Origin of the sequence: Agromyces sp. MMS24-JH15, assembly GCF_043518605.1 — a bacterium.
In the GTDB taxonomy this organism is placed as follows: domain Bacteria; phylum Actinomycetota; class Actinomycetes; order Actinomycetales; family Microbacteriaceae; genus Agromyces.
The window spans coordinates 3,119,014-3,139,954 of sequence record NZ_CP171358.1 but is presented as its reverse complement, the minus strand read 5'-3'; the positions used below and the strand labels follow the sequence as shown (position 1 = coordinate 3,139,954).

The 20,941-nt window shown below is 68.8% G+C and carries 16 protein-coding genes; 10 read left to right on the top strand and 6 right to left on the bottom strand.

Translation table 11 applies throughout. The annotated features are described in order from the left end of the window. Positions 1–95: 95 nt before the first annotated feature. The 6 genes from ACDF64_RS14300 to ACDF64_RS14275 are packed head-to-tail and all read left to right on the top strand — an operon-like array spanning position 96 to position 7,969. Positions 96–2,345, top strand: coding sequence for a glycoside hydrolase family 2 protein (locus tag ACDF64_RS14300; RefSeq protein WP_394552030.1), 2,250 nt, complete (start codon positions 96–98; stop codon positions 2,343–2,345). Continuing rightward, positions 2,342–3,739 carry a glucuronate isomerase gene (gene uxaC / locus ACDF64_RS14295; RefSeq protein WP_394552029.1) on the top strand — a complete coding sequence of 466 codons (1,398 nt, stop codon included), beginning with the start codon at positions 2,342–2,344 and terminating at the stop codon, positions 3,737–3,739. Before ACDF64_RS14300 ends, uxaC begins: the two co-directional genes overlap by 4 nt. After that, entirely contained in the window at positions 3,736–5,154 is a 1,419-nt protein-coding gene (locus tag ACDF64_RS14290; RefSeq protein ID WP_394552028.1) for a mannitol dehydrogenase family protein, read from the top strand. Before uxaC ends, ACDF64_RS14290 begins: the two co-directional genes overlap by 4 nt. Positions 5,155–5,199: 45 nt before the next feature. Further along, a complete protein-coding gene (gene manD, locus ACDF64_RS14285; protein ID WP_394555154.1) occupies positions 5,200–6,438 on the top strand; it encodes a D-mannonate dehydratase ManD in 1,239 nt (412 codons plus the stop codon). 5 nt (positions 6,439–6,443) lie between these two features. Further along, the gene (locus ACDF64_RS14280; protein ID WP_394552027.1) at positions 6,444–6,977 is read left to right on the top strand and encodes a gluconokinase; all 534 of its coding nucleotides are present in this window, start codon (positions 6,444–6,446) and stop codon (positions 6,975–6,977) included. Next, positions 6,974–7,969 (top strand): Gfo/Idh/MocA family protein, encoded by a 996-nt coding sequence (locus ACDF64_RS14275; RefSeq protein ID WP_394552026.1) that lies wholly within the window; start codon positions 6,974–6,976, stop codon positions 7,967–7,969. Before ACDF64_RS14280 ends, ACDF64_RS14275 begins: the two co-directional genes overlap by 4 nt. A gap of 550 nt (positions 7,970–8,519) precedes the next feature. Here ACDF64_RS14275 and ACDF64_RS14270 read toward each other — a convergent pair. Together ACDF64_RS14270 and ACDF64_RS14265 are read right to left on the bottom strand one after the other, a co-directional pair. After that, positions 8,520–10,109, bottom strand: coding sequence for a thermonuclease family protein (locus ACDF64_RS14270; RefSeq protein WP_394552025.1), 1,590 nt, complete (start codon positions 10,107–10,109; stop codon positions 8,520–8,522). Between the two features lie 493 nt (positions 10,110–10,602). Continuing rightward, positions 10,603–11,259 carry a TetR/AcrR family transcriptional regulator gene (locus tag ACDF64_RS14265; protein ID WP_394552024.1) on the bottom strand — a complete coding sequence of 219 codons (657 nt, stop codon included), beginning with the start codon at positions 11,257–11,259 and terminating at the stop codon, positions 10,603–10,605. A gap of 100 nt (positions 11,260–11,359) precedes the next feature. Here ACDF64_RS14265 and ACDF64_RS14260 point away from each other — a divergent pair, with 100 nt between their 5' ends. Then, a complete protein-coding gene (locus ACDF64_RS14260) occupies positions 11,360–12,715 on the top strand; it encodes an MFS transporter (protein WP_394552023.1) in 1,356 nt (451 codons plus the stop codon). Positions 12,716–12,775: 60 nt separating this feature from the next. Beyond that, the gene (locus ACDF64_RS14255; RefSeq protein WP_394552022.1) at positions 12,776–14,956 is read left to right on the top strand and encodes a glycoside hydrolase family 3 C-terminal domain-containing protein; all 2,181 of its coding nucleotides are present in this window, start codon (positions 12,776–12,778) and stop codon (positions 14,954–14,956) included. A 123-nt stretch (positions 14,957–15,079) separates the two neighbouring features. Here the strand turns inward: ACDF64_RS14255 and ACDF64_RS14250 are convergent, their stop codons facing one another. Further along, positions 15,080–15,640 carry a hypothetical protein gene (locus ACDF64_RS14250; RefSeq protein WP_394552021.1) on the bottom strand — a complete coding sequence of 187 codons (561 nt, stop codon included), beginning with the start codon at positions 15,638–15,640 and terminating at the stop codon, positions 15,080–15,082. A gap of 174 nt (positions 15,641–15,814) precedes the next feature. On the opposite strand from ACDF64_RS14250, the gene ACDF64_RS14245 reads away from it, so the two are divergent. Next, complete coding sequence (locus ACDF64_RS14245) at positions 15,815–17,026, top strand: sensor histidine kinase (RefSeq protein WP_394552020.1); 1,212 nt, start codon at positions 15,815–15,817, stop codon at positions 17,024–17,026. Continuing rightward, positions 17,026–17,685: a response regulator gene (locus ACDF64_RS14240; RefSeq protein ID WP_394552019.1), complete on the top strand. Its 660-nt coding sequence runs from the start codon at positions 17,026–17,028 to the stop codon at positions 17,683–17,685. Before ACDF64_RS14245 ends, ACDF64_RS14240 begins: the two co-directional genes overlap by 1 nt. Positions 17,686–17,781: 96 nt before the next feature. Here ACDF64_RS14240 and ACDF64_RS14235 read toward each other — a convergent pair whose 3' ends face one another. The 3 genes from ACDF64_RS14235 to ACDF64_RS14225 form a co-directional block, all read right to left on the bottom strand. Continuing rightward, positions 17,782–18,498 (bottom strand): MMPL family transporter, encoded by a 717-nt coding sequence (locus ACDF64_RS14235; protein WP_394552017.1) that lies wholly within the window; start codon positions 18,496–18,498, stop codon positions 17,782–17,784. Then, entirely contained in the window at positions 18,483–20,000 is a 1,518-nt protein-coding gene (locus ACDF64_RS14230) for an MMPL family transporter (RefSeq protein WP_394552016.1), read from the bottom strand. Before ACDF64_RS14230 ends, ACDF64_RS14235 begins: the two co-directional genes overlap by 16 nt. 187 nt (positions 20,001–20,187) lie before the next feature. Continuing rightward, positions 20,188–20,823, bottom strand: coding sequence for a hypothetical protein (locus ACDF64_RS14225; protein WP_394552015.1), 636 nt, complete (start codon positions 20,821–20,823; stop codon positions 20,188–20,190). Positions 20,824–20,941: the final 118 nt, after the last annotated feature.

The following is a 20,941-nucleotide window of genomic DNA, read 5'->3' as shown; positions in this document are numbered from 1 at the left end:
GCGTGATCAGTTCTATCACGCGCCGGTCGGCGGTTCGTATCGTGGTGGGAGCCCAGCCGGCGCGCGCCGGCGAACTCTCGTCGAAGGAGACTCCCATGACACAGCCCGCTGCCCCTGACGCCCGACGGGCCACGTCGATCAACGCGGGGTGGGTGTTCGCACCCGTCGAGCTGTCGACGGACTCGCACTGGGGGGACGTCGCCGCAGTGGGGGAGCACGTCGTGCTGCCGCACACGTGGAACGCGATCGACGGGCAGGCGGGCGGCGACTACCGCCGCGGCCGTTCGACGTACGCACGCGTGATCGAGGCGGAGGCGCCCGACGTCGAGACTTGGATCGAGTTCGCGGGCGTGAACTCGTCGGCCGAGGTGTACCTGGACGGCCGCTTCCTCGCGAGCCACGACGGCGGCTACTCGACCTTCAGAGTGAACGTGACGGACGGGCTCGCGGACGGCTCGGGCACGCTCGTCGTGATCGTGGACAACGCGAAGAACGAGCGGGTGTACCCGCAGCAGGCCGACTTCACCTTCTACGGCGGCATCTACCGCGAGGTGCGTCAGATCACCGTCGGGCGCGAACACTTCGCGCTCGACGGCCACGGCGGCCCGGGGCTCATCGTCACCCCGCGTCTCGACGGTGACCGTGCCGAGGTCGCGCTCAGCGCGGCCGTGGTCTCGACTCCCGGCGGAATGGCGACCGGCGTGCGCTTCACGGTCGACGGCGAAGCGGCCGTCACGGTGCCGCTCGTCGACGCTGAAGCGAACGCGTCGCTCGCGATCGAGCACGTCCGCCGCTGGCACGGCCTGCGCGACCCGCACCTGTACACGGCCCGAGCCGAACTCCTTGCCGGCGACGTCGTGCTCGATGTCGTCGAACTGCGCTTCGGCTGCCGCGAGTTCGCGGTCGATCCCCAGCGCGGTTTCCTGCTGAACGGCGAGGCGTACCCGCTGCGCGGTGTCTCACGCCACCAGGACTTCGAGGGCGTCGGAAACGCGATCACCGAGGAGGTCAAGCAGGGTGACCTCGCATTGATCCGGGAGCTCGGCGCGACCACCGTGCGCCTCGCGCACTACCAGCACGACCAGCGCTTCTACGACCTGTGCGACGAAGCGGGCCTCGTGGTGTGGGCCGAGATCCCGCAGATCACCGTGTTCCTCCCCGGAGCGACCGACAACGCCCGCGACCAGCTCACCGAGCTGATCGTGCAGAACCGCCACCACGCGAGCATCATCTCGTGGGGCCTGTCGAACGAGATCACCCTCGCCGGTTCGGGTGACGACGTGGTCGCCGCCCACCGCGAACTGAACGACCTCGCCCACGAGCTCGACCCGACCCGCCTCACCGCGATGGCGAACCTCTTCCTCCTCGAGACCGACCACCCGCTGGTCGGTCTGCCCGACGTCATGTCGTACAACCTCTACTTCGGCTGGTACGTCGGCGAGGTCGCCGACAACGACACCTGGCTCGACGACTTCCACGCGGCCAACCCCGAGATCGCGATCGGCCTCGCCGAGTACGGCGCGGACGCGAACGCGCAGTTCCAATCCGTCGCTCCCGAGAAGGGCGACTACACCGAGAGCTACCAGGCGATTTACCACGAGCACATGGTCGGCATGATCGAGGCGCGGCCGTGGCTCTGGGCCACGCACGTCTGGAACCTCGCCGACTTCGGATCGGCCGGACGTGACGAGGGCGGCGTCGCGGGCCGCAACCAGAAGGGGCTCGTGTCGTTCGACCGGTCGCTGAAGAAGGACGCGTTCTACGTGTACAAGGCGGCATGGTCGAGCGAACCGTTCGTGCATGTCGCAGGTCGTCGGCGCGAAGAACGGGCCGAGGATGTCACCGAGGTGATCGTGTACTCGAACCAGGAGCGGGTCGTGCTGTCGGTCGACGGCGTCGAGGTCGGGGCAGTCGAGGGCCGCCGAGTCTTCCGCTTCCAGGTGCCGTTGACCGGCGAGCACGAGGTCACCGCCCGCTCGGGCGCATCGACCGACACGATCATGCTGCGCAAGGTCGACGAGGTCTCCGCCGCAAGCCTGATGCCCACCACGAGCATCGTCAACTGGTTCGACGAGGCCGAGCTGCCCAGTCCCGCCGGGTACTTCTCCGTGCGCGACTCGTTCGGCGACATCAAGCAGTCCGAGGACGGCGCCCGCGTCATCGCCTCGGTGATGGAAGCCGTCGCGACGAGCCGCGGCGAGGTCGGCCACGGCGTGGAGATCCCGCCGTCGATGCAGGCCATCGTCGACCGCATGAGCGTCGAGAAGCTCATCAAGCAGGCCGGCGGCGTGTCCATCGAGCGTGTCGCCGCGCTGAACGCCCAGCTCAACCTCATCGCCAAATGACATCGCCGTCCCGCAATCCCGCCAGGTTGTTGCCGGTCGACCCGTCGACGCGTGCGATCGCGCTCGAGCTGTACGAGCGTGTGGCGGGGAGCCCGATCATCTCGCCGCACGGCCATGTGCCGCCGTCGCTGCTGCTCGACGACGAGCCGTATGCCGATCCGGTGGCGTTGCTGGTCACGGGTGACCACTACGTGACCCGCCTCCTGCACGCCGCAGGGGTCGACCTCGCCGAACTGGTCGTGGACGAGGCTGCCGGGCGGGATGCGCGCACGGTGTGGCGCACGCTCGCCGCGCATTGGCACCGGTTCGCGGGCACGGCATCGGGGTACTGGATCGAGGAGGAGCTCGACGGGGTCTTCGGCATCACGACCCCGCTCGCGCCCGACACGGCGGATGCGATCTACGACGAGATCACCGCGGCGCTGGCGCGTCCGGAGTTCCGACCGCGTGCACTGTTCGAGCGGTTCGGCATCGAGTTCCTCGCGACCACCGACGACCCGCTCGACGACCTCGCCGAGCACGCGCTGCTTGCGGCATCCGACCTTCCCGGGCGGGTGGTTCCGACCTTCCGACCGGACCGGTATCTCGATCCCGATGCGGTCGGGTTCGCGGGCAACGTCGAGCGACTGCTCGCCGCGACCGGGCAACCAGGTGACTTCGTCGGGTACCTCGGCGCACTCGAGGGTCGGCGCGCGCACTTCATCCGACACGGTGCGGTCTCGACGGATCACGGGGTCGAGGAGCTGTTCACGGTGGACCTCGATTCAGGCGAGGGCGAACGGCTCTTCCAAGCTGTGGTCGCCGGTAAGGCGAGTGCGGGGGAGCGGCGTGCGTTCCGCGGGCACATGCTCGTGCAGATGGCGCGCATGAGCGTCGACGACGGACTCGTGATGACGATCCACCCTGGTGTGCTCCGCAACCACTCGACCGCCACGCACAACCGGTTCGGACCGGACACCGGTCACGACATCCCGGTCGCGACCGAGTTCACGCGCGGCATCCGACCGCTGCTGGAGCGTTACGGCCTGGAGCGTGACCTCCATCTCGTGCTGTTCGCGGTCGACGAGACCACTTACTCCCGTGAACTCGCGCCGCTCGCGGGGTTCTACCCGAGCGTGTACCTGGGTGCACCGTGGTGGTTCCTCGACGCGCCCGACGCGATCGCCCGCCACCGGGCTGCCATCACCGAGACCGCGGGTTTCTACCGCTCGAGCGGGTTCATCGACGACACGCGCGCGTTCCTGTCGATCCCGGCCCGTCATGACACGGCCCGCCGCGTCGATGCCGGGTTCCTCGCGCGACTCGTCGCCGAGGGCCGGGTGCGAATGGATGCCGCGGAGCGAGTCATGGACGATCTGGTCGACGCCATTCCCCGAGAGGTCTTCAAGCTGTGATCGCCCTGCCACCGGCCGCGGCATCCGCCACGCGCCTGTCCCGCGAAGCGGCCGGCATCCCGACTCCGCCGGAGCGGATCGTGCACCTCGGTCTGGGCGCGTTCCACCGCGCCCATCAGGCCTGGTACACCGCGCACGCGACCGACGCCGACGAGTGGGGAATCATCGCATTCACCGGCCGCAGCCGCGACCTGGTCGATCGGCTCGGCCCGCAGGACGGTTTGTACACGCTCGTCGAGCGCGCCGCCGACCGCGACCGGTACGAAGTGGTGCCGTCGATCGTCCGCGTCGAAGCCGGCGACGACGTGGCGGGGTTCGTCGCGGCCGTTGCCGACCCGCGGATCGCGATCCTCACGCTCACCATCACCGAGGCCGGCTACCGGCTCTCCGCCGACGGTACTCCGAACCTCGAGGAGGCCGCCGCGGCATCCGATGTCGAATCGCTTCGGAACGCGTTCACGCGCGACGCCCCTGGCGACGCGACAGACGCCGCCCGGCCCGCGACCGCGCTCGGCCGGGTACTGCTGGCCCTCGACGCCAGGCGTCGCGCCGGCGCCGGCCCGATCGCGCTCCTGCCCTGCGACAACCTGCCCGACAACGGCGGGCTCCTGCGACGCGCGCTGGCCGACCTCGCAGGACGTACCTCGCCCGACCTCGCCGAGTGGTTGGGGAAGTCGATCTCGGTCGTCTCGACCTCGATCGACCGCATCACGCCGGCGATCGACGCCGAGGCCGAGTCGCATGCCGTCCTCGAGGCCACCGGATGGCTCGACACCGCGCCGGTCGTGACCGAGCCGTTCTCGGACTGGGTGCTCGAGGGCGACTTCCCCGCCGGCCGGCCGGACTGGGAATCCGCAGGCGCCCGGTTCGTCGACGAGATCGCTCCTTGGGAGAACCGGAAGCTCTGGATGCTGAACGGCGCCCACACCGTGCTCGCGACCTTCGGCCAGTCCCGCGGCCACACGGTCGTCTCGGCCGCGATCGACGACCCGCTCTGCCGCGACCTCGTCGAAGCGCTCTGGGACGACGACGCCCGACAGCTGCCCGGGTTCGACCTCGCCGACTACCGGGCCGCGCTCCTCGAACGCTTCCGCAACCCCCGCATCGAGCACCGCCTCGCGCAGATCGCGCAGGACTCGACCACCAAGATGCGGTTGCGCATCGTGCCCGTCGCACTCGGCGAACTCGCGTCCGGGCACCAGGCGCCCGGCTGCGCCGCCGCGATCGCCGCGTGGATGCTCGGCGTGCGCGCCGGCTGGGCACCGGTCCCGGACGGCATCGACCAGACCGCGCTCGCCGATCTCGATGCATCCGCCCGGCACGCCCTGCTCGCCGCATTGGATGCACGCCTCGCGGATGACGCCGGCTTCGCCGCACGCGTCGCCGACGCGGTCACTGCGCTCGAGACATCCTGACCCCGAATCCCGCTCACCCACGATCCACGGAGCAACACCATGAGCATGATCATCGACAGAGCCGACGTCATCGTCAGCAGCCCCGACCGCAACTTCGTCACCCTCAAGGTCACGACGGCCGACGGGCTGACGGGTCTCGGTGATGCGACCCTGAACGGCCGCGAACTCGCGGTCGTCGCGTACCTCAAGGAGCACGTCGTGCCGCTGCTCATCGGCGCGGACGCCTCGAGGATCGAGGACACGTGGCAGTTCCTGTACCGGTCGGCGTACTGGAGGCGCGGGCCGGTCACGATGGCCGCGATCGCCGCCGTCGACATGGCGCTCTGGGACATCAAGGGCAAGGCCGCCGGCATGCCGGTGTACCAGTTGCTCGGCGGCGCGTCCCGCACCGGACTGCTCGCCTACGGGCATGCTTCGGGCAAGGAACTGCCCGAGCTCTTCGACTCGGTGCGCTCGCACCTCGAGCAGGGATACCGGGCGATCCGCATCCAGACCGGCGTGCCCGGCCTGAAGGCGATCTACGGCATCGCGTCGCAGTCCGCCGACACCGGCGGCGGCGAGGCCCGCTACGACCACGAGCCCGCCCGCCGCGGCGCGAAGCCGGTGCAGGAGGACTGGGACACGCGCGCATACCTGCGGCACCTACCGGGCGTGTTCGAGGCGGTCCGCAACGAGTTCGGGCCCGAGATTCCGCTCCTGCACGACGGGCACCACCGGATGACGCCGCTGCAAGCCGCGAAGCTCGGCAAGGAACTCGAGCCGTACGACCTGTTCTGGCTCGAGGACTGCACGCCGGCCGAGAACCAGGAGGCACTGCGTCTCGTGCGCCAGCACACCACCACTCCGCTTGCGATCGGCGAGATCTTCAACACGATCTGGGACTTCAAGGACCTGATCCGCGACCAGCAGATCGACTACGTGCGGGGTGCCGTCACGCACATGGGCGGCATCAGCCCGCTGAAGAAGACCCTCGAGTACGCGGCCATGTACCAGGTGAAGTCGGGCATGCACGGTCCGACCGACATCAGCCCCGTCGGCATGGCCGCCGCGATGCACCTCGGCCTGTCGATCCACAACTTCGGCATCCAGGAGTACATGCGGCACGGGGCGAAGACCGACCGGGTCTTCGAGCAGTCCTTCACCTGGGAGAACGGGCTGCTGCATCCGGGCGACGAGCCCGGCCTCGGCGTCGAGCTGAACCTCGACGAGGCAGGCAAGTACCCGTACGAGCAGGCGTACCTGCCGTACAACCGCCTCGCCGACGGCACCGTCCACGACTGGTGAGATCCATGGATGCTGCGGTCGGCCCCGCCTCGCAGACCGCCTTGGTCGTGATGGGGGTGGCGGGGGCCGGGAAGTCGACCCTCGCTGCGGCCCTCGCGGAACGTCTCGATGCCGTGTTCGTGGAGGCCGACGACCTGCACTCTGTGGAGGCGAAGGCGCAGATGGCCGCCGGCATGCCACTGACCGACGAAGACCGCTGGCCCTGGCTCGCCCGTGTCGCGGCTCGCGCACGCGACGAGCGGGTCGAAGGACGCGCGGTGGTCGTCTCATGCTCGGCACTCAAGCGGTCGTACCGCGAGTTCCTCACCCGGGTCAGTGGGACGGAACTCGCATTCGTGCATGTGCACGGCACCGAGAGTCAGCTTGCCGAACGCATCGGAGCGCGGGCCGGCCATTTCATGCCCGCATCCATGCTCACGTCGCAACTGGCCACGCTCGAACCGCTTTCGGCCGACGAGCACGGTTTCGTCGTGGCCCTCGAGCTCCCGGTCGTCGACGCCGTTGACCGCACGCTCGACTATCTCAAGAGGAACGCATGACTCGATGGGCGGTACTCGGGACCGGCATGATCTCGCACCAGTTCGTGCCAGACCTGCAGTCGGTGTTCGGCGACGACAGCGTGATCGTCGTCTGGGGCCGCGACGAGGCCCGCACCTCGGTGTTCGCCGAGCGGCACGGGATCGCCGCCTCCACGACGGATCTGACCGAGGTGCTGCGACGCGACGACGTCGACGCCGTCTACATCGCGACGCCGATCGCGAGTCACGCGGCGATTGCGATCGAGGCGATCGCCGCCGGCAAGCACGTGCTCATCGAGAAGCCGATGGGCTCCAGCGCCGCCGAGATCGTGCAGATCTTCGACGCCGCCGAAGCCGCGGGCGTGTTCGCGATGGAGGCGATGTGGATGAAGTTCAATCCGTTGCATGTCGACCTCGTCCAGCGCGTGAAGGTCGGGCTCACGGGAGAACCTCGCAGTATCTCGGCGACCTTCGGCATGCCGACGCCACCGAACGGCCGGGCCTGGACCGTCGAGCGCGGCGACAGCGCCGTGCTCGACCGAGGGATCTATGCCGTCACACTCGCGCAGTGGGTGCTCGGCGAGCCGGTCGCGGTCGACGCATCCGGAGTCGTCGAAGACGGAACCGACGTTGAGGCCCGCGCCACGCTCACCTTCACGAACGGGGCACGGGCCGACGTGGCGTGCTCGGCGATCGGCTTCCTCGACCAGTCCGCGACGATCAACGGCACGCTCGGGTGGATCACGATCGAGCCGATGTTCTGGGCCGGCACCACCGCGCGAGTCCACGCGGGCTCGGTCGAGGCGATCATGCACTCGCCCGAGCGAGTCGTGCGTCCCAGAGAGGGCTCGGGATTCCAGCCGATGCTCGGCTCGGTCGCCGACGCACTCGCGGCAGGCGAGCGGCAGGTCGCCCGACACGACCGAGCTGCGACGCTCGCTGTGGCTCGAACGCTCGACGTGATCCGCGAGCAGGTCTTCGATTCCAATCGTGATCACGAGATCGGTGGCTGATCGCCGGCGCACCAACTCCCTCGGCGCGCCGCCCAGAACCCTGCGCCGCAAGGGGACTGAATTGGCCTGGTTCTTGTTCCGTCTCCGGGGTCTCCGGGCAGGGTGGCCGGGCTCCGTCGTGATGACGTCCCCACCAGACTGCCCGGTGCCGTAGTGGGAACTCGCCCCGGCGATGGTGACCGACTATTCACCACTATTCGATCGGAGACGACCCCAGACGGATCTAGGCGAAGCCGGGTAGTCTGAATGGTTTCGTACATGACGCACGAGAACATCCTGATCAGCTCTAGATCCGTCGAGTGGAAACGAGTGTCGGGCGGGAGCCCGAAATGCCCGCCTGCACCCAACGGTCGCCAGTTCAAGTCTGGCCCGCCCCACAAATACGATTTGATCAGGGGTTTTGATCACTGTATTGCATGCCATTGTCGGAATGCGATCCGGAATCTCAGATGTCCGGATGACGCTCGATCGTTCTCGATTCGACGCGTCTCGAGTCGTCCGGGGTGATGCCGGGTCTGACGCCGCCGGCCGGAACCCCATTCCGTTGTTCCTAGAGCGGGAGCTTGGTCGTGCAGTCGATCTTCGTGTAGCGGCGACCCTTCTCATCGATCGAGGTGCCGCCGGAACCGTACGCTCGGCAGCCGGTGTAGCCGTCGTATCCGCCTGACGAGCTCGAGCCGCCGTTGCTTCCGCTGCTCGATTCGGCGGCCGGCTCCTGAGCTTGTCGGGCCGCTTCGGCTTGTCGTTGTTCCTCGGCGAGGCGGTTGGCCTCAGCAACTCGTTCCGCTTCGGCTTGCGCGGCGGCCGCGGCGGCGGCTGCCTCGGCGGCCAGTCGAGCAGCCTCCGCTTCACGGGCGACTGCGATCGGCGTGAAGGTCGCAGCGTCGTTCTGGTAGGTGGTCATCCGTGCGCTGATGGCGGCGATGTCCCTGAGCCAGCGGTTGTGGATGTCCGGTGTGACCCAGTCGATCGCGTCGGCCGCGGCGTTCGTCGCAGCGATGGTGGCGATCACCGCGGCAACGGCGCCGGTCGTGGCCACGAGGTCAGCGGAGGACTGCCGCTCGGTGGGGGCGACGACGGGCGCTGCCGCGGTCTGCAGCGCCTCGATCTCAGCCATGGGACTGCACTCGACCGCCGGCGAGAAGATGCCCGCCTCTGCTTCTTCCGCTTGCGAGAGCGCGTTGTTCGATTCGCCGAGATAGCGCACGTTGTCGCCGTACTCGGCAGGGACCGCGAGGCCCTGGGAGATCATCGCGCTGCCGGCGGATGTGCCGTCGGCGGTGGTGACCTTCGCGAGGAGTCGACCGTACCGGTCGTGCCGGACCTCGTCGTATGCGAGGTCGACGAGGCTGCCGGTCGGGAGGAGTGTCTCGAGCGCGGCGGTCGCTTCCGGGCCGAGGCATTCGGATTCGCCGGTGACGGCGTTGTCCTCTGGTGCGTTCATGTTCAGGATTCGCACACGCGTCTTCTGCCCGTCGATCCGGACGTCGACGGTGTCGCCGTCGACGACGCTGACGACCTCGGCTTCTTGGGCCCAGGTCGGGACCGCCGAGAGGCTGAGACTGCCCGCGGTCATGAGCACCACGACTCCGGCCCCGATTACCGCCATCGTGGTCTTGGGTCGCCGTTCGTAGAGGCGGAACACGGGGAGGTCGCGAAGGCGTTGCGGCTCTCGCCGAGGAACCGGCTGGCCGGGCCAGTACAGCCATTCCGGCTTCTGATCCTTCTCCGCGGTGTAGCGACGGTGCTCCTCGGGCGACATCGTTCGGCGTCGCGACACGATCCTGCGGAGCCCCAGCACCGCGAGCATGGCGACCGCGGCGACCACCACGAAGACCAGCCAGTCGAGTGAGGTCTCGACGCCGGCGGTATCGAGCGCGTCGCGCTGGGATGCGACCGTGCTCAGTGCGATCCTCATTCCCGTGGCAGCGACCGCGATGGCGGTCAGGATGAGGAACAGTCCCTTGCGCTGGGGGAGTTCGCGTTGCACCCCGGTTGTGGTGATCACCCTGAACATGGCCAGCACTGCGAGGAACACCAGCACGAGCGGCCACCAGAACACGATGAGGAGGAGGGCGCCACGCCAGTCGTCGGGCAGCGCGAAGGCAGATCTCATCGGCTGCGCGAAGAGGGCTTTCATAACGGGTGGGGCTTTCGGGTGGTGCTGCGGATCGGGTACTCAAGCCTACGAAGCCCGAAGAGGTGGCTCGCGCCCGGCAGACGCCCCAGTTCGGGGAGGCTTCGATTGCATGCGCGTGCGCGTTTCTCGGCCCACCGGAGATATCGAGGTATGCAACTGAGATCTTCGATCCGCTGCAATCAGTTCCGTGAGTCAGCGCTGACTCTGTCGGCGGGCGTATTCGCCGGGCCTGCCGAATACCCGGTGGGTGACCGCTCTCCTCGGGTCCACGGCAATGTCGGCTAACTACCGAGTACGCAGCTTCGAGGCGCGCCGAGAACGTCTACTGGATGATGGGCTCCCACTGCTTGCTGCGGCGCGCCCCGGGCGTGCGGGCTCGGTCGTTCGCGTCAGGTTGCGGGCGTCCCGCGGGTGAGGCCGCGAGCATCGTCATGGCCACCGCGCTCTTCGTCGACCACGGCACGGGGCGCTGTCGTCTGATCGACCAGGGTGGTCACTCGGCCGAACCCGTCGACAATGCGCGCTCGCCCTCGTGGACCTTTGCGGCAGCGCTCAGCTCGGCGTACCGGGGGATGATGCTCGTGAGGAATGCACGGAGGATGGGCTCGAGGTCGATCGTTCGTCGGTCGTAGAGCCATTGGACCTGCAGTCCTTCGAGGAGCCCGACGAAGCCGGCCGCGAGCTGGTCGGAGTCGAGCGGTGACTCCAGCTCGCCCTGCTCCCGGAGCGCGTCGAACGCAACGGAGAAGTAGTTCCGGAGATCGTCGTAGCGTTCCCGGAAGTGCTCGTGGCCAGGGTGTTCGGGAGACGCGCCTTCCGCGGTCAGCACGCTGTAGAGCTCGACCAGGCCGGGCCGGAGGTTGTTGTCGGCGACGACTTCGAGCATGCCGAGGAACGCATCGATGGACGAACCGAGCGGCGGCATCAACAGTGCGCTCTGTGCTTCGCGCACTTCCAGCACTGCGGCGAGCAACTCGGCCTTGTTCGCGAAGTGATGCACGAGGCCGCGCTGGCTGATTCCAGCGCGCTCAGCGATCTCCTTCATCGTGGTCGCCCGGTAGCCGGTCTCGGCGAACACCTCCATCGCCGCGTCCAGGATGCCGCTTCGAACGCGCGCTGTCTTCGCGTAGGGACCGCGGGTGGTGGGCATAGCTCGAAACTACCATCGTGGCGCGATTTTCGTGCTACGGTCTTCGAAAATCGCGCCGCAAAGGGGTTTTCGGCGCACCAACCAGACGAAGGGGTCTCAGATGAGCCACAACGAGGACACGATTTCCGCTGTGGGGGGCGCGGCATCACCTCTCGCGGGTCCGGTCGCTTCCGAGGAAGCGGAAGCGCTTGCCGCCGCATCGGGCGTTGACCAGAAGCCGGATCTGCCGAAGGTACGCACTGGATTCATCTGGCTGCTGTTCGGCGGTGTGTTTGGTGTCTACCTTGCGTTCGTCACGCCGCTGGCCATCGCGCTCTCGATCCGCGTGAACGCCCTCGAGCCCGGCCACGCCGAATACCTCGGGTACATCCTCGGCATCGGGTCGCTGGCGGCCCTGCTGGTCGGCCCCCTCGGCGGCCAGCTGAGCGACCGGACCCGCTCGCGTCTCGGCCGTCGTCGGCCGTGGCTGATCGGCGGCATGATCGGCGGCACCATCGCCCTCGTCGTGCTCGCCGTGGCACCGAACCTCGTCGTGCTCACCATCGGCTGGGTGCTCGCGCAGATGACCTTCTCGCAGGTGATCAACAACTTCGTCACCATCCAGGCCGACCGCCTCCCGCTCTCGCAGCGTGGCAAGGTCGCCGGCATCACCGGCCTGGCAACCATGGTCGCTCCGGTGTTCGGTTCGGCGGTCGCCGGGTCTCTTGCGTCCTCGCCGTTCGCCCTGTTCCTGGTCCCCGGTGTCATCGCCGTCATCCTGGTCGGCCTGTTCGTGCTGCGTTACCAGGAGGAGGACAGCCGCGGTCTCACCTTCGACGCCCGTCTGACCTTCACGTCGGTCGTCGCGAAGTACGTCTTCAACCCGATGGAGAACCGCGACTTCGGGTGGAACTGGCTGGGACGCTTCCTGTTCTTCTTCGGCCTGACCCTCGCCACCACGTTCACCGCCTTCTTCTACGCGCAGCGCCTCGGCCTGTCGGTCGAGCAGGTCGGTGGCCTGATCGCCATCGCCGGACTCATCGGAGTCGTCGGCACGATCCTCGGTGCCGTCGGCGGTGGCTTCCTCTCCGACCGCCTCAAGCGCCGCAAGCCGTTCATCCTGACCGCGGCCGTGGTCTTCCTCGCCGGCACGGTCCTGCAGGCCATCGCCCCGGACCTGACCCTCCTCATCGTCGGAAGCGTCCTCGGGAACTTCGCCATCGGCGTGTTCTCCGCAGTCGACCAGGCCCTGATGATCGACGTGCTCCCCGAGAAGGACACCGACGCCGGTCGCTACATCAGCATCACCCAGTTCGCGGTGACGATCCCGCAGGCAGTGGCCCCGGTCGCCGCGTCGCTGATCCTCGCCATCGGGGTGAGCGCCGCCGACAAGAACTACCCGCTGCTCTACATCGTCGCCGGAGTCTTCACCCTCCTCGGCGGTCTCGTCATCCTGCGGATCAAGTCCGTCCGCTGACCCAGCGTCTTGGCTGGGCGGCACAACCCTGGAATGCGTGAAGGAAGGAAGGTCATCCACATGCCGGAACACATCATCGACCCCACGAGTGACTTCGGACGCGCCGTCGAGCGCATCCGTCTTGGAGCAGATCCGAACGACGAAGCACGCACCCTGGTCGACTCTCTCAGCTCGGATGAGCAGCTCTGGCTGCTCGATGGCGACGGCGAATTCTGGTCGAGCATGGCGGAGATGGGGCACTCGTACAACGTCCGCCCGATCGTCATGGGCGAGATCGAGCGCATCGGCCTGCCCGGCCTGCGGTTCAGCGACGGACCGCGTGGTGTCGTCATGGGGGAGTCCACGGCGTTCCCGGTCGCGATGGCCCGAGGGGCCACCTGGAACCTCGAACTCGAGGAGCGGGTCGGCGAAGCCATCGGCGCCGAGATGCGCGCCCAGGGCGGCAACCTGTTCGCCGGCGTCTGCATCAACCTTCCGCGACACCCCGCGTGGGGACGTGTCCAGGAGACCTACTCGGAAGACCCCTACATCCTCGGGGAGATGGGCGCCGCCGTGACTCGGGGAGTCCGCCGCCACGGCATGGCAATGGTGAAGCACTTCGCCCTGAACTCGATGGAGAACGCACGGTTCGCCGTCGACGTGACCGTTGGCGAGTCCGCGCTCCACGAGGTGTACCTCCCGCATTTCCGTCGCGTCATCGAGGCCGGCGCGGAAGGCGTCATGGCGTCGTACAACTCCGTCAACGGGGAGTGGGCGGGTCAGAACGAGAATCTGCTGACCGACATCCTCCGCGACGAGTGGGGATTCACCGGCATCACGATCACCGACTTCATCTTCGGGCTCCGTGACACCGCGAAGTCGCTTCGGGCCGGCCTCGACGTGGAAGCACCGGTGCGACAGCAGCGCGCACTCCGCCTGCCGTCGGATCTCGCCGAAGGTCGCGCCTCGTGGGCGGACGTCGATCGGGCGGCGCTGCGAATCGTCGCCACTCAGCTGCGCTTCTACAGCACCGTTCAGGGTCCGGCACCCAGCGTGGATGTCGTCTTCTCGGACGAGCATCGGGCGCTCGCCCGCGAAGCCGCTCGTGAAGCGATCGTGCTCCTGAAGAACGACGTCGTCGAGGATGCCCGGGTGCTTCCGCTCGATGCCGGCGAGACGAAGCGCATCGCCCTGGTTGGAACGCTCGCGTCCGTCGCGAACACCGGAGACAAGGGCTCCTCGACCGTGCGGACCCCGCATGTCGTCACGCCCCTGGAAGGCCTGCGCGAGCGCCTTCCCGGTGCACAGATCGATTTCCTTCCGGGTGAGGACCTCGCGGCAACCGCCGCCGCGGCGGCGGAAGCCGACGTCGCGGTCGTGATCGTCGGCTACACGGCAGCGGATGAGGGCGAGTACCTCGGCGCCGAAGGGATGAGCACGCCGGAGGTTCGCGCCGTCTACCCGCCGCTCCCCCCGGGCGTGGACCTCGCGAGGATGGGCCAGGAGGGCGGCAACGTCATGGGTGACGCAGACGGCGGCGACCGTGCGTCGCTACGCCTCTCGGACGGCGACGTCGCACTGATCCGAGTCACTGCCGCGGCGAACCCGCGGACCGTAGTCGTGATCGTGAGCGCCGGCGCGGTCATCACCGAGGAATGGCGTGACGACGTGCCCGCCGTCGTGCTCGGCTGGTACAGCGGCAGCGAGGGCGGAGCAGCCCTGGCGGACGTACTCTTCGGCGACGCGGATGCGGTAGGCCGGCTCCCGTACTCCATCCCGACCGATGAAGCCCACTTGCCGTATTTCGACCGGAACGCGACCGAGATCACGTATGACCGGTGGTTCGGCCAGCGCCTCCTCGACCGAGACGGGAACCCTGCGGCATTCCCACTCGGGTTCGGCCTTTCATACACGGAGTTCACGATCGACGAACTCGATGTCGTCGAAATCGACGGTGAGGACCTCATTGCGACCGTCAAGGTCACCAACGTCGGAACCCGCAGCGGCCGTCACGTGGTGCAGCTGTACGCGCGACTCACGGAGGACGGCTTCCCCGAGCGCGTCCTGATCGGCTTCGCCCCGGTCTGGCTCGACGCAGGGCAGAGTGCGGACGTGCGGGTCGTCGGGTCGCTCCGACCGACGCAGCGCCGGATCGACGGGGAGTTCCGCCAGCCCGATTCGGCGATCGTCATCGAAGCGGCGGCGAATGCCGACGACCCGGGTGCCGTCTCGGCCCCGCTCTCAGTCGTGCCGGCCGCATAGGCACTGTGCTCGGGGACTCGGCCGCGCTCGACCCGACCCGCGCATCCAGGGATCGGAACCGTGCGAACGGCGGTGCGGGTGCTCGTTCTCGGGCATCCGCACCACCCCTCGCGGCTCGGGTGATCAGCGCAGCAACCGGGCCGCCTGTGCGCCGGCTTCGAAGATGCGGTCCTGCTCCTCGTCGATGCGTGCGTCGATCGTGGCGCTGCGTCCGCGCTCGAGGCCGACGTAGGCGACGCCGCCGCCGAGCCACAGCCCGATCCCGACGATGCCGAGCACGGTCGAGAGGACTCCGGCCGCTCCGCCGGTGATCAGGAAGACCGCGGCGGCGAGGGGGATGCAGCCGATGAGTCCGAGCGTCGTCGCGACGGCGGTCGGGACGCTGGTCCTGGAGCGCTCGAGGCGGGCGATCTTCTCGAGCGCGGCGACGGCCTTGCGCTGCGTCTCCTGCACCATGGGACGGTTGCGGATGCTGCGGTCGCGCTTGAGGCTGAGCGTGACGTTGTCCGCTCCGGCGGAGCGGGTCGCGCCGAATGGCGCCCAACCGAAGCTTCCATAGGTGTCGAGGGTGAGCGCCTCGAGTCCGCGTGGGGCGCGGACCTTCGAGTACTCGAAGGCGACGAACCCCTCCGTCGCGCCGGTGCTCGTCGTGGCGTAGGCCGGGTGCTGCTGCTGGATGGTCATGTGCTGCTCCGTTCGGGGACGTCGTCTCGGGCCCGGCACGCTGCCGGGTTGCGCTGTCGAGCTGATGAATCCATCGTCCTCGGACCCCTCCCGCGTGCAATCGTCCGGGTGGATCGGGTCGGGTACTGCGTCCGCAGTACCCCTCGGCGAGGCGTCCGGTGGAATGATCGACCCATGGATGCACCGGCTCGCGTGCCGCGGCGGGGCGGCTGGGAGGCGATACCGCGGATCGTGGAGACGACGACGCTCGTCATCCTCGCGCTTGCGGCTGCGGTCGCCGTCGTCGCGCTCGCATTCGAGGGTTCCTCACTGATGGGCTACCTGCCGCCACTGCTCGTGGTCGCAGGAGTCGCGCTCTCGTACCGGGTCGCGTACCTGGGCCTCGGCGTGGTGGCGGTGGCCCCGATCGTGCTGGTGTGGTCGGGGTCCGTGCCCGAGGCGACCTGGTCGATGGTGTGCTTCGCGGCACTCCTGCTCGCGTTCCGGGGCCTGCCCGGCCTGCTCGTGGCCGGGGTTCTGGCTACGGTCAACTTCGTCTCCGGGGCGTTCGTGATCGGTACGGTCAACCTCATCGTGGACGCGACGGCGTCCGTCTTCGCGTTCGCGGCCCTCGTGGGCGCCGCGACCGGCAGCGCGCTGCGGAGCAACGTCCGCTACCGGCAGGAGGTCGACCAGCGGATCCGGAGCGCCGAGGAGACCCGGATCGCGTCGGTGGATCGTGGCATCGCGCAGGAGCGGGTTCGCATCGCCCGCGACCTGCACGACAGCGTCGGGCACCAGGTCGCCGTCGTCAGCATGCGGTTGGGGGCCGCGGAGGTGCACCTACCGCCGGGGGCGGAGGAATCGCGCGCCGACATCGAGGCGGCGAGGCAGGCGCTGCAGGCCGTCCTCCGGGAGACGCAGCAGATCCTCACGGTATTGCGGATCGGGGCCGACGAGACGCCGCTCGGGACGTCGCCCGGGGTTCGCGGGCTCCGCGAGCTTGTCTCGCGATTCGAGGCGGCGGGCATGACCGTCGAGACGGCCATCGAGGATTACGACGGTCGGTTCACTCCCGAAGCGGATATCGCCGCGTACCGGATCGTCCAGGAATCGCTGACGAACGCGAATCGCTACGGCGACGGGAGCGCGTCGCTCACCGTGACCGCGGACGGGAGCGAGGCGGTTCGCTTCGAGATCGTGAACCTCCGTGGCCCGCGTGCAGCCCAGGCCTCGCAGGGCGGCGGCAACGGACTCGTCGGGATGCGCGAGCGGGCCGCATCCGTGGGAGGCACGCTCGACGCTCGCGTCGACGGCAACCTGTTCTGGGTGACCGCCACACTGCCCGCCATGGCAGGCAGCGTGGCGAGCGGGACCGGGACGTCGGGGCAGGAGAAGGAGGAGTGATGGTCCGGGTGATGCTCGTCGATGACCAGGAGCTGATTCGTGCTGGGCTGCGGGTCATCATCGACGCGCATCCCGACCTGGAGGTCGCCGCCGAGGCCGGGGAGGGAATCACGGCGATCGATCTCCTGACAGGCACCTCGGTCGATGTCGTCCTGATGGACTTGAACATGCCGGGCATCGACGGGGTCGAGACCACGCGACGCATCCGCGCCGACCCCGGATCGTCCGCGGTGCGCATCCTGGTGCTGACGACCTTCGACCAGGACGAGAACGTGCTCGCCGCGATCCGGGCCGGCGCCGACGGGTTCCTCAGCAAGGGCGCCAGGCCGGGGGAGATCACCGGAGCGATCCTCCAGGTCGCGGCGGGGCAGCGTGCGCTCTCGCCCACCGCGATCGAGGCGCTGGTCCAGCATGTCGCCGACCCGGCCCCGCCGCCTGTCGACCCTGAAGCTGCTCGCCTGTTCGCGGACCTCACGCCGAGGGAACTGGAGATCGTGGCGTACATCGTCGAGGGGCTCGACAATGCGCAGATCGGCGCGCGGATCTTCATCTCGCCGTACACGGTCAAGACGCACGCCAACCGGGCGATGATGAAGGTCGGTGCCCGGGACCGCGCGCAGCTGGTCTCGCTCGCCGTGCAGGCCGGCATCCGATCCTGATCCCAGCCCGCTGCGACGAGGACGCGGACGCGAATCCGGTCGGGGCGGCAGCGCGTGCTGCCGCCCCGACCGGATCCGTCGCCCGGATCGCGGGGATCACCCGGCGCGGCTCCCGACGAGTTCGCGTTCCGGCGTCTCCGGGGTGGATGCCTCGTCGGCGGCATCGAGCGCGTGGCCCTCGACGTCGACCGTCGGGAGGATGCGGTCGAGCCAGGCGGGCATCCACCATGCGGCCCGTCCGAGCAAGGAGAGCATCGCGGGCATGAGCACGAGGCGGACGATGAACGCGTCCGCGGCCACGCCGACCATGAGGCCGAAGGCGATGGATGCCCCGACCGCGAAGGTGCTCGTCGCGAATCCGCCGAACACCACGACCATGATCGTGGCCGCCGCGATGATCACGGGCGCGCTGCGGGAGAATCCTTCACGGATCGCGGACTTCGGGTCCATGCCCTTGCGGTGCATCTCCTGGATCCGCGAGACCAGGAACACCTGGTAGTCCATCGCGAGGCCGAAGAGCACGCCGACGAGGATGATCGGCAGCAGGCTCAGCATCGGGTCGCCCTGCGGGGCGGGCACGAGCGCGTCGAGCCAGCCCCACTGGAACACGGCGACGGAGGCCCCGAAGGATGCCCCGACCGACAGCAGGTATCCGGCCGTCGCGATCAACGGGATGAGGATCGAACGGAACAGCAGGATCAGCAGGAGCACCGAGATCACCGCGATGATCACGAGGTACTGGACGAGCGCGGTGCTGAGCTTCGCGTCCTGGTCGATGCCGATGGCCGTCTCACCGGTCACCTCGAGGTGCACGCCGTCGTAGGCGTCCGCCTTCGCGCGGATGTCGTGGACGAGATCCCTCGTGGGCTCGTCGATGGGTCCGTCCTCGGGGATGACGACGATGCGTGCCGTCCCCCGTCCTCGCTGAACTCGGTCGGCAGCACCAACTGGACCCCGGTCATCTCGCCGAGGTCGGCGGACACCTCGGCGGTGTGGAGGGAGATGTCGTCGCCTTCGGCGAGGACGATGAGCGGGCTCTGGACGGCGCCGAACTCGTCGAGGACCTCGGTGTACGCGGCGCGTTCGGTCGATGCGGGGTCAGCACCGCCGGGGACGGTGAGCGCGGTCTTCATGCTCAGCATCGGCAGCGCGATCACGAGCAGGACCGCGACCCCGGCGATCACGGACACGATCGGGTGCTTCACGGTCGCGCTGCTCCACCCCCGGATGAGGCCACGGCGTGGCTTCGCGCCATCCTCCAGGAGCTCGCCCCGGGCGAGCGCTGCGCGATGGCGCTTCGACAGCGCGCGGGTGCCGAGCAGTCCGAGCGTCGCCGGCAGCAGGGTCAGGGCGATCAGCACGGCGACGAGCACGGCGAACGCGGCTGCGATGCCCATCTCGGCGACGACGCCGATGCCGACGACGAGGAGCCCGACGAGCGCGACGACGACCGTGAGTCCTGCGAACACGACCGCGGTTCCGGCGGTTCCGGCGGCTCGGGCCACGGCATCGGGCACGCTGCGCCCGGCGCGCAGTTCGAGCCGGAACCGGGAGATCACGAAGAGCGAGTAGTCGATGCCCACGGCGAGGCCGATCATGGCGGCGAGGATGATCGTGTTGTCGCCGATCGGGGTCAACGCGCCGTAGGCGAGCACGCCGACGAGCCCGACGCCGACGCCGAAGACCGCCAGCAGCAGGTTCACCCCGGCCGCGAGCAGCGAACCGAACGTGAGCGCGAGCACGAGGAACGCCATCAGCACGCCGATGCCCTCGCCGATCCCGGGCTCGGGTGCGCCGAGCGGCACGAGGTTGCCGCCGAGCTCGACGCCGAGGTCGGCCGGAGCCGATTCCTGGAGCGCCGCTGCGGCGTCGTAGTCGGCGACCTGCTGCGCGTCGGTGAGCTCGCCGTACTGGAGCGTCGCGACCGCGAGGTCCAGGTCGGGCGAGACGTAGGGCTGCTGCGGGTCGAACGGGTTGGAGACCGAGACCACGCCGGGCAATTCCGCGGCATCGGCGAGGACCTCGCCGATGCCGGCAGCGGTGGCCGGCTCGGTGACGTCGCCACCGGCGGGCCGGAACACCAGCTGCAACGTGTCGCCCTGCTCCGCGGCCGCCGGGAACGCCGCGTCCATCCGGTCGAGCGCGAGCGATGCGGGTGTGTCGGGGATGGAGTCGGTCGAGTCGCCGGGCGTGCCGTTCGAACTGCCGACGACGAGCACAGCGGCGAGACCGGCGAAGATCGCCAGCCAGGCGATGATCACCGACCAGCGGAAGCGGGCGCAGAAGCGCCCGACGTTGGACAGGAACGTGGACATCAGGGGGCTCCTCGGGGGCGAGATGAACGGGTACCCCTCTACACTCCCGATCGCGCCCGGACGGCGAATCGTCTCCGCGAAGCGGCCGGGGTACTGCATCCGCAGTAGGCGCGGTGCGAGCGAGCGTGCAGCTCTCCGCGGCGTCCGATCGCCGGATGACGAGTCGGATCGAACGAGCTCGACGCGCTCAGCCCGAAGCAGCGCCGCGCGACCGTGCGGCGAATGCCACCGAGCGGACGCGGGCGCGAACGAGCATCAGCACGCCGATGCCGACGCAGATCGACCCGAAGAACAGGCCGCTGAGGCCGTTGGAGAAGCTCGCGTCGCCGTCGTAGGCGAACGACATGATCGCTGATTGAGTGAGGACGACGAGGATCAGCGAGTTCGCGAGGTTGAGCTGCCGGATCGCGTGGCTCATCAGCGATCCGATCCGGCGCGCAGCGATCGATGCACGCAGGGCGACGATGAACTCGACCGTAGTGAAGGTGGCGATGAGCACCGCGACCAGCGGGTTGTACGGATCGACGTGCTCGGCCCCGTACAGCATGGGGATCACGCTCAGCAGGAAGAGCACCGAAACAACGACCAGCACGACGCCGATCCAGCGATAGCGCGTGACCTCGCCGTCGACTCGGTCGGCGGGCTCGACTGACGGCCGCAGTCGGCGGGTCCGGTGATGCGCGACGGCGAGGAACTTGCCGACGCCGATTCCGACACTGAACTGCACGAATCCGAGTACGAACAACGAGGGCGAGAAGATGTACACCGCCACGCGCCAAGCGACGGCGAGCAGCTTGCCCGGGATCGACAGGGCCGCGATCATCGCGGTGCGGTCGTCGTGGTCGGTCGCAACCTGGCGGGCAACCGCGAGGAGCCGATCCCGCCGCCGAGGTGGCTGCGAATCCGACTCGTCGGGACGCGTACTCACGACCGGGTCCCTC

Coding starts and splice junctions, on each gene's coding strand:
- ACDF64_RS14240 (WP_394552019.1), top strand. CDS start 17,026: ATGGTCCGGGTGATGCTCGTCGATGACCAGGAGCTGATTCGTGCTGGG.
- ACDF64_RS14255 (WP_394552022.1), top strand. CDS start 12,776: ATGCCGGAACACATCATCGACCCCACGAGTGACTTCGGACGCGCCGTC.
- ACDF64_RS14225 (WP_394552015.1), bottom strand. CDS start 20,823: ATGATCGCGGCCCTGTCGATCCCGGGCAAGCTGCTCGCCGTCGCTTGG.
- ACDF64_RS14245 (WP_394552020.1), top strand. CDS start 15,815: ATGGATGCACCGGCTCGCGTGCCGCGGCGGGGCGGCTGGGAGGCGATA.
- ACDF64_RS14300 (WP_394552030.1), top strand. CDS start 96: ATGACACAGCCCGCTGCCCCTGACGCCCGACGGGCCACGTCGATCAAC.
- manD (WP_394555154.1), top strand. CDS start 5,200: ATGATCATCGACAGAGCCGACGTCATCGTCAGCAGCCCCGACCGCAAC.
- ACDF64_RS14275 (WP_394552026.1), top strand. CDS start 6,974: ATGACTCGATGGGCGGTACTCGGGACCGGCATGATCTCGCACCAGTTC.
- ACDF64_RS14265 (WP_394552024.1), bottom strand. CDS start 11,259: ATGCCCACCACCCGCGGTCCCTACGCGAAGACAGCGCGCGTTCGAAGC.
- ACDF64_RS14270 (WP_394552025.1), bottom strand. CDS start 10,109: ATGAAAGCCCTCTTCGCGCAGCCGATGAGATCTGCCTTCGCGCTGCCC.
- ACDF64_RS14260 (WP_394552023.1), top strand. CDS start 11,360: ATGAGCCACAACGAGGACACGATTTCCGCTGTGGGGGGCGCGGCATCA.
- ACDF64_RS14280 (WP_394552027.1), top strand. CDS start 6,444: ATGGATGCTGCGGTCGGCCCCGCCTCGCAGACCGCCTTGGTCGTGATG.
- uxaC (WP_394552029.1), top strand. CDS start 2,342: ATGACATCGCCGTCCCGCAATCCCGCCAGGTTGTTGCCGGTCGACCCG.
- ACDF64_RS14230 (WP_394552016.1), bottom strand. CDS start 20,000: ATGTCCACGTTCCTGTCCAACGTCGGGCGCTTCTGCGCCCGCTTCCGC.
- ACDF64_RS14250 (WP_394552021.1), bottom strand. CDS start 15,640: ATGACCATCCAGCAGCAGCACCCGGCCTACGCCACGACGAGCACCGGC.